Source organism: Escherichia coli, from assembly GCF_036503815.1.
Taxonomy (GTDB): Bacteria; Pseudomonadota; Gammaproteobacteria; order Enterobacterales; family Enterobacteriaceae; genus Escherichia; species Escherichia coli_F.
The window spans coordinates 554328-568154 of the sequence record NZ_AP027764.1 but is presented as its reverse complement, the minus strand read 5'-3'; the positions used below and the strand labels follow the sequence as shown (position 1 = coordinate 568154).

The following is a 13827-nucleotide window of genomic DNA, read 5'->3' as shown; positions in this document are numbered from 1 at the left end:
TGACCTTGGTTGTATAGAGAGAGCAGGCGTTATTATTTTCAGCATCTGTCGCCGCAGAGAAGGGCATGGAAAGCCGGGCGAGAGCAACATTGCTGTAGATTGATATTTAATATATTAACGTAACTGTTATGCTGTTATCTATATTATGTGATCTAAATCACTTTTAAGTCAGAGTGAATAATGGAACGACTAAAACGCATGTCGGTGTTTGCCAAAGTAGTTGAATTTGGCTCTTTTACCGCCGCCGCCAGACAGCTACAGATGAGCGTTTCGTCCATCAGTCAGACGGTGTCAAAACTGGAAGATGAGTTGCAGGTAAAGCTGTTAAACCGTAGCACACGCAGCATTGGCCTGACCGAAGCCGGTAGAATTTACTACCAGGGCTGCCGTCGGATGCTTCATGAAGTGCAGGATGTTCATGAGCAACTGTATGCCTTCAATAACACCCCCATCGGGACGCTGCGCATTGGCTGTTCTTCAACTATGGCACAAAATGTTCTCGCCGGGCTAACAGCCAAAATGCTGAAAGAATACCCAGGTTTGAGCGTTAATCTGGTTACCGGAATTCCTGCCCCCGACCTGATTGCCGACGGTCTGGATGTGGTGATCCGCGTCGGCGCGTTGCAAGATTCCAGCCTGTTTTCCCGCCGTCTGGGCGCGATGCCAATGGTGGTGTGCGCCGCAAAAAGCTATCTCACACAATACGGCATACCGGAAAAACCCGCCGATTTAAGTAGCCATTCATGGCTTGAATACAGCGTGCGTCCGGACAATGAATTTGAACTGATCGCACCGGAAGGGATCTCGACTCGCCTGATCCCGCAAGGGAGATTTGTGACTAATGATCCGATGACGCTGGTGCGCTGGCTGACGGCAGGTGCCGGGATTGCCTACGTGCCGCTGATGTGGGTGATCAACGAGATCAATCGAGGTGAGCTTGAGATCCTGCTGCCGCGTTACCAGTCAGATCCACGCCCGGTTTATGCGTTGTATACCGAAAAAGATAAGCTGCCGCTGAAGGTACAGGTCGTGATCAACTCACTGACGGATTATTTTGTTGAGGTCGGTAAATTGTTTCAGGAAATGCACGGGCGCGGGAAAGAGAAGTAATTAATATTGTACTGTTACGTAGTACAAACCTGTGCCAACGGGTTCCCCTCACCCTAACCCCAGAGGGGCGAGGGGACCGTTCGTATACGGAGAAGGATTAATTATCCTTCTGAAAATACTGAAATTATTACGCGGTACCGCCAACAGTCAGGTTATCAACTTTCAGCGTTGGCTGGCCCACGCCAACCGGCAAACTTTGCCCTTCTTTACCGCAGACACCCACGCCGTTATCCAGTTTCAGGTCGTTGCCCACCATCGAAATCTGCTGCATGGTTTCGATACCGGAACCAATCAACGTCGCGCCTTTCACCGGCTTCGTTACTTTACCGTTTTCAATCAGATACGCTTCTGAGGTGGAGAAAACGAATTTGCCGGAGGTGATATCCACCTGACCGCCACCAAAGTTCGGTGCATAGATACCGTACTCAACGGATTCAATAATTTCCTGCGGGGTCGATTTACCCGGCAGCATATAGGTATTGGTCATACGCGGCATCGGCAGATGAGCGTAGGATTCACGGCGACCGTTGCCAGTCGGCGTCATCCCCATCAAACGCGCGTTGAGTTTATCCTGCATGTAGCCTTTCAGAATGCCGTTCTCAATCAGCACGTTGTACTGGCCTGGCGTACCTTCGTCATCAATCGCCACCGAACCACGGCGATCGACCATCGTGCCGTCATCAACCACGGTACACAGTTCAGAAGCCACCAGCTCCCCGACCTGTCCACTAAATACTGAAGTGCCACGGCGGTTGAAGTCGCCTTCCAGACCGTGACCCACCGCTTCATGCAACAGCACGCCCGGCCAACCTGCGCCAAGTACTACCGGCATGGTGCCCGCTGGTGCAGCAACGGCAGAAAGATTGACCAACGCCATACGCACTGCTTCTTTTGCCCACGCATCCGCACGGACTTCACCGTCGAGATCGGCAAGGAAGAACTCATAACCAAAACGACCGCCGCCGCCACTGGCACCGCGTTCGCGTTTGCCATCTTCTTCGACCAGAACGCTCACGGAAAGACGCACCAGCGGACGAACATCCGCCGCCAGCGTGCCGTCGGTGGCCGCAACCAGAATTAATTCATAAACGCCACTGAGGCTGGCAGTCACTTCCTGTACGCGCTTGTCCGCTTCGCGGGCAACCTTATCGACGCGACGCAGGATATCCAGCTTCTCTTCACGGCTCATGCTTTGCAGCGGATCTACCGAGGTATACAACGGGCTATGCTCTACCGCGCCCAGCGTCTGTACTTTGCCATCACCACTATCACGGACGATGGTGCGCGCCGCTTGCGCACTCTGTTCCAGCGCCAGCAGGCTGATTTGGTCTGCGTAAGCAAATCCGGTTTTTTCACCGCTGATTGCACGCACACCAACACCCTGATCGATATTGTAAGAACCATCTTTAATAATGCGGTCTTCTAAAACCCAGGATTCGTGATAGCTCGACTGAAAATAGAGATCGCCATAATCAAGGCGACGTTCGGCCAGTTGACCGAGGATCGCGAACAAGTCCTGATGTTTCAGGCCGTTCGCCGCTAGCAATTGTTCACTTACCAGGTTCAGACTCATCGTTTTTGCTACTCGTTAGTTACTGCAGTAGAGGATTTTTTACGGCTGCCGGATGCGGCATGAACGCCTTATCTGGCCTACGGTTATGTTCCGGCTCGTTGGCCTTTGGCAACGATTATCATATGAGATTGGGGCAATTACGCGCCCTCGTCAAATCATTGCGCTTTTTCTTTACGCGGTTGGCGCAACACTTCGTTGATTTGCGGATCGTCCAGCGGACCCGAAATGTGATAGCGCAAAATGGAGACTTTGCTCCACAGCGGTCCCAGCACTTTACTGGCGGCAAACACTGCCGCGCCAACAATGGGGTTAACCGCAAAGGCCGCAGCCACACCCACCGTCGCAGAAATCTCTGGTGCGACAACCGCTTCCATATTCAGGTCGCGACGTACCAGATTTACCGACCCTTTCATAGCGATGTCCGCCTCCAGGCCATCCACCAGCGTGTCGTCGGTGTGCATAACGCCGTCTTTAATCCACGCGGTGCTGCGAATAGAGTCAAAATAGAACCCTTCGCCAAAGGTGTCTCTGAAATCAAAACGCAGCTTACGCATCAGGGCATCAACGCTCAGTAGGCGCAGCAATTGCCCTGCATGTCCGGTGTTGATTTCGGTAATTTCGCCTTTGCCCAGTTGAGTATGAATGATGCCATTCAACGTCGCCTCATCTGGCTGCCAGGGTGCTTTGCGCCAGTGTAAATCGTAATCCACATTAAATGACGACTGCCGTATGGGCGTCGTGACACCAAAAAATTCTGCGGCGGCATCAATTTTCTGCCCGCGCAGTTTTCCTTTCAGCGAGGTGCGTTCATTTCCCGGATTGTTAACCCATTCACCATCGGCAGTGAGCCGCGAAAAGCCAGTATCAATCAGTCCATTAGTCAGCGTTAACGTATCGCCAGAAATAGTGAGATCACTGTCAATACGACCGAATTTTTGCCCCCAGAACCAGCACTCTGCGCATCGTATTTGTGCGTCCGGCCAGCCACGGAAGTTAATGCGCTCCGTTGTCGGGAAAGGTGATGACGGCGTTGAATCACCACGAGTTTTCGCCTCGCTCGGGTTGTAATAAAGATATTTGATATTCGCCAGCCACGGCGCGTTATTACGCATCGCCAGCGTGGCGTTGATTTCACGCCCTTGCGCCTCAACCTGGGTGCCATTTGCCGTCGGTTGCGAAACAATACTCAGGTTATTCCATTGCTGATTTCCCAGCGACAACATAGGCGTACGTAACGTTATGTGTTGTGGGAAACTCGCTGCACCACCGACACTCTCCGCCGCACCTTTCTGGAACAGGGCCAGCCACTCGGCACCATTCATCGGCGGCATATTGAGTTCAACACCACTTTGTTCCGGCAACGGCGGGAGCGTTTTACTGTCTGCCGCCCAAATAGCACGGTCGAGCGTCAGCTTTTGACCGAGCAACCAGCGGCTATTGAAATGGTTATCCGCCCCAGCCTGTCCGGTTAAATCAAAACTGTTGAGATTGCCATCAACCTTAACGTTTACCGGCAGTGGTTCACCCGCAGGTTTGGCTAACGGTGAAGGTAAGTGACTGCTCACATTCTTCAAATCGCCGTTTAGCTCTACGTTATACGTCGCGCCAGCATGATAAGGCAGAACAATGCCCACTTTACCATCCCACGCCACGCTGCCACTCAATGCTTCGTTCACCGCTGCAGGCAGAACGCCGGTTTTCGCTGGTTGCCAATTACCGTTGAGATTCACCGCGACCTGGTAGGCTTTTGCCCCTTCTTTGGTGGAGAAATCCACGTTCAACGGCTGATTAAACCAGCTTGCTGTCAGTGGTTCACTTTGCAGATCGCCATTGATAAAGCTGAATTTACCGCTCAAATTTTTCAGGGTGCTGTCGAGTGGTTTGATAAACAGACTGTTATTACGCAGCGTCACTTCCCCTTTCGCGGTTACCAACTCGCCGTTCAGCGGGATATCAAGATGTAAGCGAGCATTCACATCGCCGTCGAGCTGGAGTTCTTGCAGGGTCGCACCCAGGGAATCTTTCAGCGGTGTCTCATCAAAGTAAGGGCCAACGGCTTTACCCGGACCTTTAATGTCAGCGTCAATCAGCAGTTTTTCTTTTGAGTAGTCAGGGATCACTGCGGTGAGATTACTCGCGCGCACGCCGCCCAGATTAACGCCATCGGTTTTCATCCATAAACCGTCGTTAATAAAATCCAGTTCAATATCAAGGTTAGTTAATGCAGGCCAGTCCGGCTGGAAGGCAAACTTCGCGTTGCGTAGCGGCACCAGCACTTCAAACTGACCTTCGTTGTGTTTATAGGGGAAGAGTTGCGGATTGCCACCATAAACCAGCGTCGCGTTATCCGCTTCACCGCCCTGAATCGCGCCACTTAAGTAATCAACCAGGTCTTTACCCATCAGGTTTTCCGGGAAATAGCGCCAGGCTTGTGAACCATCATCGGTACTGATGCCAGCCAGAATACCCAGCCAGGGTTCATCGTTAGCAGGTTGCAGGTAACGAAAACCGCCGCGCGCATGGACGGCTTTGGCTTTAACGTCAATATTACGCCCATCCAGCTGGAAACCTTTGTCATTGTTCAGCCAGCTTATCGTAGCCTGGCCGTCTGCGATTTCCAGTGGCGCACGGAATACCGTTTCGTAAGGCATCTTTGCCTGCTTCATCGACGCGGTAAGCAAACCATTTTCTACGCTGCCGGAAAGCGTCCCGGAGAAGTGTTCCGCACCCGGTAATAATTTCCATTGCTTCCAGGCCAGATCGCTCCACGATGCCTGAAAACGGGTCTTGTCTGCCGCCTGAAGCGGGATATCCAGCGCCAGCGTGTTTATCTTGCCGCTCGGTTGTGTGGAGCGCCAAACATCACCAAGTGCAGGTGAAAGTTTCGCGGCCAGCGGGCGTACGCCCTCCAGGCCTGCCAGCTCCAGATTACTGGCGCGAATCCGGAGTTCGTCACTGCGTTTATTGTCTTTGCCGCCAACGTTCTGTTCCGGTATCCAGGCCAGCGTCAATGCTCCGCTCGGCCAGGGTTTGCCGTCCATCGTGATCCGTGTGTCGGGAATAGAGAACTGCCAGCCCGGGTTTTCACGCGTAATATGCGCGGTAAGATTATCCACCGACAGCGTATGCGTTTGCTTCTCGCCCAACCAGCTGGCACCGCCCTGTTTCAGCCAGACGTCACCGCCGGTTACATCGCCTTTGTCGATCGTCATCCAGCCTTCAAGGGAGAACTGTGCCGTTTCCAGCGCAATATTGTCCTGCATCCATTTACCGAGCCACGGCTTCAGGTCGATGTCATCCGCCTGGAGCCAGACGCGACCATTGCTTAACAACCCCTCATCATCGCGCAAATCCATGCGCACCTGCATCACGCCGTGCTGTCCGGTAAGGCTGGAGAGGCTTACCAGGCCTTCCGCACGGTGTCGACGTGGATCGTTCAGCCAGGTGAGTTGTGGGATCGCCAGCTCGGCGCGCTGACCGGATGGCGTCAGGAAACTGACTTCACTGTCGCGGAGATCGAAATGGTCGAATTGACGAAGAAACAGATCGCTGATGTGACTGGCTTCCAGGCTATCATTACCACCACCGCTGGTGATAGGAGTGTTGGTGCGAAAGCGCAGCTGCCAGAAAGTGAGATCACGAAACTGCCAGCGCATATGTAACAGGCTTTGCCAGACATCCAGCGCCAGAGTAACGCGTTTAACCGAAAATTCGCCGCCATCTTTTAGTTCTGCACGGATGTCGTGCGCTTCAAGCGTCGGGCCAAAATTCTGCCAGCTGGCTGAGAGCTGACTGGCTTCAACCGGCATGCCAGTCGCGGATTCTATTTTGTTGAGGATTTCCGGACGCCAGGCGTCAAGATGCGGTAAAGCAATACGCAGGCCGCTAACCAGCAGGGCAGCGATCACAACGAGCGCGGCTCCAGTAAGCAGTAAAATCCCCGGCAATCGCCTCACCCGTCACTCCTTGTCTGCTAAAAATGTGACTCAAAAACCCTTTGCCGGATGGCGGCCCAGCATCTGTTTACATCATTACGACGTCAAACTGCTCCTGGTTATAGAGCGGTTCAATTTGTACTTTAACCTGTTTGCCAACGAAAATTTCCACTTCCGCCAGCGAGTGTGACTCTTCGCCTTTCAAGGCTTCGGCTACTGCCGGAGAAGCATAGACCAGGAAACGGTCGGAATCGTAAGCATGGTGTACACGAACAATCTCGCGCATGATTTCATAGCATACCGTTTCCACGGTTTTCACCGTTCCGCGACCGTGGCAAGTCGGACATTCGTTACACAATACGTGTTCAATGCTTTCACGGGTGCGTTTACGTGTCATCTCCACCAGCCCCAGCGCCGAAAAACCATTAACGCTGGTTTTCACCCGGTCTTTGCTCAACGCTTGTTCCAGCGAATGCAGTACGCGGCGACGGTGATCTTCATTATTCATATCGATGAAATCAATAATGATGATCCCGCCCAGGTTACGCAACCGTAACTGGCGAGCAATAGCCTGCGTCGCTTCAATATTGGTATTGAAGATGGTGTCGTCCAGATTGCGATGACCGACAAACGCCCCGGTATTGATGTCCACGGTGGTCATCGCTTCGGTCTGGTCGATAATCAGATAGCCACCGGATTTTAGTTCAACTTTGCGTTCCAGCGCCCGCTGGATTTCGTTTTCAACATCAAAGAGATCGAAAATCGGTTGGCGGCCTGTGTAATGCTCCAGCTTGCTGGTCATCTCGGGAATGTACTCCGAAGTAAACTCCAGCAATGCTTCGTAAGTCAGGCGCGAGTCAACGCGAATGCGATCCAGCTCGGCGTCGGCGAAATCACGCAGAACACGCTGCGCCAACGCCAGTTCGCCATACAGCTGATAACGGGTCTGCGGGCGCTTTTTACGCTCCATGACTTTGGTCCAGACACGTTTCAGATAAGCGGCATCGGAAGCTAGTTCAGCCTCACCAACACCTTCCGCTGCAGTACGGATGATAAACCCGCCCTGCTCGTCGCAATACTCCGCGACCACTTTTTTCAGGCGTTCACGTTCGGATTCGCTTTCGATACGTTGGGAAACCCCAACATGAGAAGCACCTGGCATAAAAACCAGATAGCGAGATGGCAGAGTGATATCGGTGGTCAGGCGCGCACCTTTAGTACCAAGCGGATCTTTCACCACCTGCACCATCAGATCTTGCCCCTGACGGACCAGTTCCGAGATATCGCGCACCGTGAATTGCTTTTGTTCTTCACCCGCCACACATTCAGTGTGCGGCATGATATCGGATGCATGAAGAAACGCGGCTTTATCCAGCCCAATATCTACAAAAGCCGCCTGCATACCCGGAAGTACACGACTTACACGACCCTTGTAGATATTGCCTACTATTCCGCGTCGCGCCTCACGTTCAATATGAATTTCCTGCAGAATACCGCCATCAATATACGCCACTCGCGTTTCCGAAGGCGTTACGTTTACCAACAATTCAGCCGTCATGTTTATCCCTTTTCTCACGCAGTGCGTTAAAATTACTTAATAATTCATACGTTTCAACCAGCGGTAAGCCGACTACGGCGTGGTAGCTGCCATTTATCTTCCTGACAAAACAGCCACCCAACCCCTGAATACCGTATGCACCTGCTTTATCTAACGGTTCTCCGCTGGCGACATAGCCCGCGATGTCTTCGTCTGTTAACGTTCTGAAAGTCACATCGGTGACCACCAGGCAATCGAGAATGTGCTGACTGTCGGCCAACGCCACTGCCGTCATCACCTGATGGGTCTGGCCCGATAATTTGCGCAACATCTGCGCCGCATGTTCTGCGTCGCGCGGTTTCTCCAGCACTTCTCCATTCAGGATAACGATAGTATCCGCACCCAGCACCGGGAGATCCTGCGCCGTGTGCGTGACACCCGTCTGTGCTTTCTCGCGCGCCAGACGCACAACATATTGCTGCGCGCTCTCCTGCGGCTGACGCTGCTCCTCAATGCCCGTAACAATACGTTCAAAGGTCACGCCAAGTTGCGCAAGTAACTCCTGACGACGCGGAGAACCGGAAGCTAAATACAGAGAAGTCATAGAAACCTTTATTGCACTGCAAACTGCTGACGGACTTTACGCATCAGCAAGAAAATCCACGGCCAGAGCACTCCATTGACTACACTACTCCAGAACACTTCAGGTCTGAAAGAGACGTTAATCACTAAAAACTCTGCCCAGAAAACAATAATATCCACCACCAGCGAAAGCAACATGACGACCAGCGCCTGCTGCCATAATGCGAGGTTGCGGAAAAGCTGGTATTTCAGCGCCACCAGGTAAGCAATGATGCTCATCGCCAATACGCGTACGCCAAGCGTCGAGCCGCTGATCAGATCCAGTATGGCACCCATCACAAAACCTGTGCCCACATTTACGCGATGAGGCAAGGCCAGGATCCAATACAACAAGATGAGTAACACCCAGTTTGGCCGGAAAACAATCAGGTTATCCGGCCAGGGCATGATTTGCAGCAACAGCGCAATGAGGAAAGAGAGCCAGATTACCCAGCGTCCCTGGCTACGATAGCTCGCCACTATTGCCCTCCCGGCGCACGCGCAGGCGGTTGAGCACCACTTTGCGGCGGCGTAGCCCTTTGTGGAGAGCGATTAGCAGCAGGCTGTGTCGGCGCAGCAGGCGCAGTAGCTGCATTTCCTGTCGCCGGTTGCTGCGGAGTCGGCTGAGCGATCCCCGTTGCCGGTTCGGGTAACTTTGGCCCCATCGCGTCTGGCGAAGGCAATACCTGCGGCATCATCTGCATCAGACGTTCATTAGCAACACGATGCACCTCTTCCGGCGTCATCGGGTTAGCGCCGTTACGATCCGCGCCCCACAGCAGCAGCAGATAACGCAAACGTTGCAGTCCCGCAGTCGGACGCGCCTGAATCACAGTATAAGCGCGCTGGGTATCGAGTTTTACGGAAGAGACAACCGCCACCGGATAGCCTTCCGGGAAACGACCGCCCAGACCGGAAGTCACCAGCACATCACCAACACGAATATCCGTATTCGCTGGCAGATGCTCAAGCTGCAAATCATCCGTACAACCGTTACCGGCTGCAATTACGCGGATATCGTTGCGCAGCACCTGGATTGGCAGCGCGTGGGTCGCATCACAAATCAGCAGCACGCGACTGGTCAGTTTAGCGACGGCCACCACCTGACCAACAACACCTTTGTCGCTGATGACCGGCTGGCCTTCATAAACGCCATTAACGCTACCTTTATCGATAACAACTTGATCGCTATAAGGATCGTTAACCGTAGAGATAACCTGAGTCACCATTTTCTGCTCATCCTGACGCAGCGGGGAACCCAGCAGCTCGCGCAGACGCGCGTTCTCCTGTTTGTATTGTCCAAGCATCAGCAGTTCACTGTTTTTCAGCAACAGTTCCTGACGTAACGCCCGGTTTTCAAGTTCTAGTTGGTCACGCGAGGCCAGCGTCTGCGATACGCCATCCAGCAATTCACGAGGAGCATTGGAAACAAAGTAGAAAGGACTGACGGCGGTATCCATATAAGTACGGATTTGACTGAACGTCCCCAGGCGGCTGTCGGCAATAATAATGCCGAGCGCCACCAGCACCGCCAGAATAAGGCGAATCTGTAGCGACGGGCCACGGCTAAAAATTGGCTTCATAAGTTATGCGTATTCTCGTATCAGACCAGGCAGGGTAAACAGACGCTTCCCCTGCCTGTATCCGATTACTCTTCGCTGAACAGGTCGCCGCCGTGCATGTCGATCATTTCCAGCGCTTTGCCGCCACCGCGCGCCACACAGGTCAGCGGGTCTTCAGCAACAACGACTGGAATGCCGGTTTCTTCCATTAACAAACGGTCAAGGTTACGCAGCAGTGCGCCACCACCGGTGAGCACCATGCCGCGCTCGGAGATGTCGGAAGCCAGTTCCGGCGGACACTGTTCCAGTGCAACCATTACTGCGCTCACAATACCGGTCAGCGGTTCCTGCAGTGCTTCGAGGATTTCGTTGGAGTTCAGGGTAAAACCGCGTGGAACACCTTCTGCCAGGTTACGGCCACGAACTTCGATTTCACGGACTTCATCGCCCGGGTAAGCCGAACCGATTTCATGCTTGATACGTTCTGCGGTGGCTTCACCGATCAGAGAACCGTAATTACGACGCACATAGTTGATGATAGCTTCGTCGAAACGGTCACCACCAATGCGCACGGAAGAGGAATAAACCACGCCATTCAAGGAGATAACGGCAACTTCAGTAGTACCACCACCGATATCAACCACCATAGAACCAGTCGCTTCAGAAACCGGCAGACCAGCACCAATTGCGGCAGCCATCGGTTCTTCAATCAGGAAGACTTCACGGGCACCAGCGCCCTGCGCGGATTCACGAATTGCGCGGCGTTCAACCTGGGTTGCGCCAACCGGCACACAAACCAGAACGCGCGGGCTTGGACGCATAAAGCTGTTGCTGTGCACTTGTTTGATGAAGTGCTGGAGCATTTTTTCAGTCACGAAGAAGTCGGCGATAACGCCGTCTTTCATTGGGCGAATAGCAGCAATATTGCCCGGCGTACGGCCCAGCATCTGCTTCGCGTCATGACCTACTGCAGCTACGCTTTTCGGTGAACCGGCACGATCCTGACGAATGGCCACCACGGAAGGCTCATTCAATACGATGCCTTGTCCTTTTACATAAATGAGGGTATTCGCAGTACCCAGGTCAATGGACAAGTCATTGGAAAACATGCCACGAAATTTTTTCAACATACTAAGGGATAATCCTGAAAGCTGGGGCGGAAAAGAAAATCCGCTTACTTTACCAACCACACGCAGCAGCGACAAGGCGCAAAAATCATCTGCTACGGTGAAAATTAGTGCAGTTCGTTTCCTTTGTTACAAATCTCTGCCTGAGTCCAGAAAGGCTTAATGCATCAGCAGCATTCCTCGCCTGTTTGCAACCGCGTAAGGTCATTCATCTGCATATGTGCTGCAACAATCTGGCGAGCAGACAAGCACACTCCCATGAGACGCAGCGCGCGTTATTCTACGTGAAAACGGATTAAACGGCAGGTTAAACCGAGTATCTTTGTGAATATTTTTTCACGTTAGTATCAAGTGGCTGTGAGGACGCGAAAAAATCCCCTTGCCCACCTGTAACACCGCGCTGAATCAGGGTCTGCCACTCGCTTCGCGAACGCACGCCGGTGGCGTAAACCTGGGTGCTGGTCCCGGAGCAGGCTTCCACCAGGCTTTGAACCAGCAGCTGATTCTCCGTTCGCTTCTCAATGTTTCTGACCAGCCCCGGATGGAGCTTGAGTAACTCAACATTAAGTTCTTTGATCCAACTGGTGCTTACCAGCGTCAAACCAGCCTGGTTGACGGCTACCCGTACCCCTAAAGCATTCACTAAACGAATAACAGGTTGTAAACGACTGATATGTTGACCTACATCGGCCTCTGCAAGTTCAATAATTATGCGTTTTCGTTGCGATCTTTCACATTGCATTAACGTATCTCGCAGCCAACGCTGAAAACGCGGGCGAATCAGCGACTCAACGGTAACCTGAATCGCCAGATTTTCCTCCGGCCAGTAACGCAATAGTGGAATCAGACGGCTGATTTGCAGGCGGTCATACTCTTCCGATAAGCCAAATTGTAAGACCATCGGCATATACTCCGCCGAGCTAACCTCTTCATTACCATCGAAGATGCGGCACATGAGTTCTCGATGATGAACCTGACCTTCGCGAGTAACCGCCGGTTTTTGATAAAGGCGCGGGCCGCCGCGACTCAGCATTTGCTCGATAAGCGTACGCCAGCGAACATTACCGCGTCCTTTTTCAGGCAACGAGTCATCGTAAATAGCCCAGCTATTGCCGCCCTGCAATCCCGCATTACGCGTGGCAGACTCTGCATGTTCCATTACCTGCTCGGTATCCTGACCACTACGCCAGGCACAGATACCAATGTGGATCATATCGTCGCGATCGAGCATTTTATTGTTCGGCAAGGTATCGACGGCTTTGATTAACTGACTGGCTATGCTCTCAGCCTCTTTTAACGTCCGGTGCGGCAACAGCGCAGCAAAATCACTGCGGTGGTAACGCGCCAGCAGTGCGCCAGGGTAGCGCATCATAAATGTCGACAGCAGATTCGTCAGAGTGAAGAACTGTTCTTCAACCTGGCTGTGCCCCCAGGTATCGCTCAACATATTGAAATCCGGTAGACGAATCATCATCACGATCCCGTGGGTACCTACTTTCTCCTGATCTTCCAGTAACGTTGCTAACTGATTATCGAAGAAGAGTCGGTTATTGAGGCCGGTTTTCATGTCCTGGGCGGCATAAGAGCGGATCAGCGTATCAAGACGGCTGTGTTGTTCGCGTGCGTTCTGAATTTCACGAAGCAGCGTATCCAGCGCACTGCTGGTTCTGGGCGGCCATTCATAGATGGTTCCCAACACATTAGAGCCACGCTCACCGTTTAAGATACGAGTAGCCCGGGTTTCCAGCAATTCTTGCCCGGCAAGTTGCCGTTGTAACCAGCGTACCGCCAGGAAGAGCATAAGAATGATAAAGCCAATCGCCCCCGTGAGCGGCGCGGTGGTCATCAACGAATGGAAATAGTTGCCCATCGGATCCTGATAAACCAGACGCAGCGACATCCCCGGATGCTTTATCAACGGAACGCTCAGTTCGCGAAACAGATTGCTGGTGCCAACCGGACGATAACTACCATTTCTGGTCAGTGTGTATACCTGTTTATCGCCGTGCAGCAGGTCTACACGAACGATATCTGCTGACATCATTAATTCGGTAATTTGTGGCCTTAATGCGCTGAAGTCATTCGACACAAGGTGGGTATCAATCGCCGTTGCCACTGCCTGAACGCGATGACTAAACTTATACTGAATGGCATTGTAGAAACTTAGCGAACAGCCCAGCAAAGTCACAAAAATTGTTAACCCAGTGAGCAGCGTAACAAAGGCCGAAAATTTCGTCGTTAATCTCATCCTTGTGTTAACTCCGATAGTGAGGAAGCGGGCATACTAGCAAATCAGATTTATCTCGCAATTTATTGCGCTTCATCGGCTTTGCTTTTCCATTAGCGAGTATAGTCTTCAGAA

Annotated in this window: 9 protein-coding genes; 1 reads left to right on the top strand and 8 read right to left on the bottom strand. The window is 52.6% G+C overall.

What is annotated here, in order from left to right; translation table 11 throughout:
- Positions 1-180: 180 nt before the first annotated feature.
- Positions 181-1110 (top strand): HTH-type transcriptional activator AaeR, encoded by a 930-nt coding sequence (gene aaeR / locus AABJ99_RS02700; RefSeq protein WP_000440317.1) that lies wholly within the window; start codon positions 181-183, stop codon positions 1108-1110.
- A 127-nt stretch (positions 1111-1237) separates the two neighbouring features.
- On the opposite strand, the gene tldD is transcribed toward aaeR, so the two are convergent.
- The 8 genes from tldD to csrD form a co-directional block, all read right to left on the bottom strand.
- Positions 1238-2683: a metalloprotease TldD gene (gene tldD, locus AABJ99_RS02695; protein WP_000055909.1), complete on the bottom strand. Its 1446-nt coding sequence runs from the start codon at positions 2681-2683 to the stop codon at positions 1238-1240.
- 155 nt (positions 2684-2838) lie between these two features.
- A complete protein-coding gene (gene yhdP, locus AABJ99_RS02690) occupies positions 2839-6639 on the bottom strand; it encodes an AsmA2 domain-containing protein YhdP (protein ID WP_338387487.1) in 3801 nt (1266 codons plus the stop codon).
- Between the two features lie 67 nt (positions 6640-6706).
- Entirely contained in the window at positions 6707-8176 is a 1470-nt protein-coding gene (rng, locus tag AABJ99_RS02685) for a ribonuclease G (protein ID WP_000123197.1), read from the bottom strand.
- Positions 8166-8759: a nucleoside triphosphate pyrophosphatase YhdE gene (gene yhdE, locus AABJ99_RS02680; RefSeq protein ID WP_039021323.1), complete on the bottom strand. Its 594-nt coding sequence runs from the start codon at positions 8757-8759 to the stop codon at positions 8166-8168. The genes rng and yhdE overlap by 11 nt, the downstream gene beginning before the upstream one ends.
- Before the next feature lie 8 nt (positions 8760-8767).
- On the bottom strand, positions 8768-9256 hold the full coding sequence (mreD, locus tag AABJ99_RS02675) for a rod shape-determining protein MreD (protein WP_000179409.1): 489 nt from the start codon (positions 9254-9256) through the stop codon (positions 8768-8770).
- A complete protein-coding gene (mreC, locus tag AABJ99_RS02670; protein WP_000802511.1) occupies positions 9256-10359 on the bottom strand; it encodes a rod shape-determining protein MreC in 1104 nt (367 codons plus the stop codon). The genes mreD and mreC overlap by 1 nt, the downstream gene beginning before the upstream one ends.
- 65 nt (positions 10360-10424) lie before the next feature.
- Complete coding sequence (mreB, locus tag AABJ99_RS02665) at positions 10425-11468, bottom strand: rod shape-determining protein MreB (protein WP_000913396.1); 1044 nt, start codon at positions 11466-11468, stop codon at positions 10425-10427.
- Positions 11469-11772: 304 nt separating this feature from the next.
- Complete coding sequence (csrD, locus tag AABJ99_RS02660; RefSeq protein WP_039021322.1) at positions 11773-13713, bottom strand: RNase E specificity factor CsrD; 1941 nt, start codon at positions 13711-13713, stop codon at positions 11773-11775.
- Between the last annotated feature and the right edge of the window lie 114 nt (positions 13714-13827).

Excerpts from the sequence above, each read along its gene's own strand:
- aaeR (WP_000440317.1), top strand. The coding sequence starts at position 181 with ATGGAACGACTAAAACGCATGTCGGTGTTTGCCAAAGTAGTTGAATTT.
- tldD (WP_000055909.1), bottom strand. The coding sequence starts at position 2,683 with ATGAGTCTGAACCTGGTAAGTGAACAATTGCTAGCGGCGAACGGCCTG.
- rng (WP_000123197.1), bottom strand. The coding sequence starts at position 8,176 with ATGACGGCTGAATTGTTGGTAAACGTAACGCCTTCGGAAACGCGAGTG.
- yhdE (WP_039021323.1), bottom strand. The coding sequence starts at position 8,759 with ATGACTTCTCTGTATTTAGCTTCCGGTTCTCCGCGTCGTCAGGAGTTA.
- mreC (WP_000802511.1), bottom strand. The coding sequence starts at position 10,359 with ATGAAGCCAATTTTTAGCCGTGGCCCGTCGCTACAGATTCGCCTTATT.
- mreB (WP_000913396.1), bottom strand. The coding sequence starts at position 11,468 with ATGTTGAAAAAATTTCGTGGCATGTTTTCCAATGACTTGTCCATTGAC.
- csrD (WP_039021322.1), bottom strand. The coding sequence starts at position 13,713 with ATGAGATTAACGACGAAATTTTCGGCCTTTGTTACGCTGCTCACTGGG.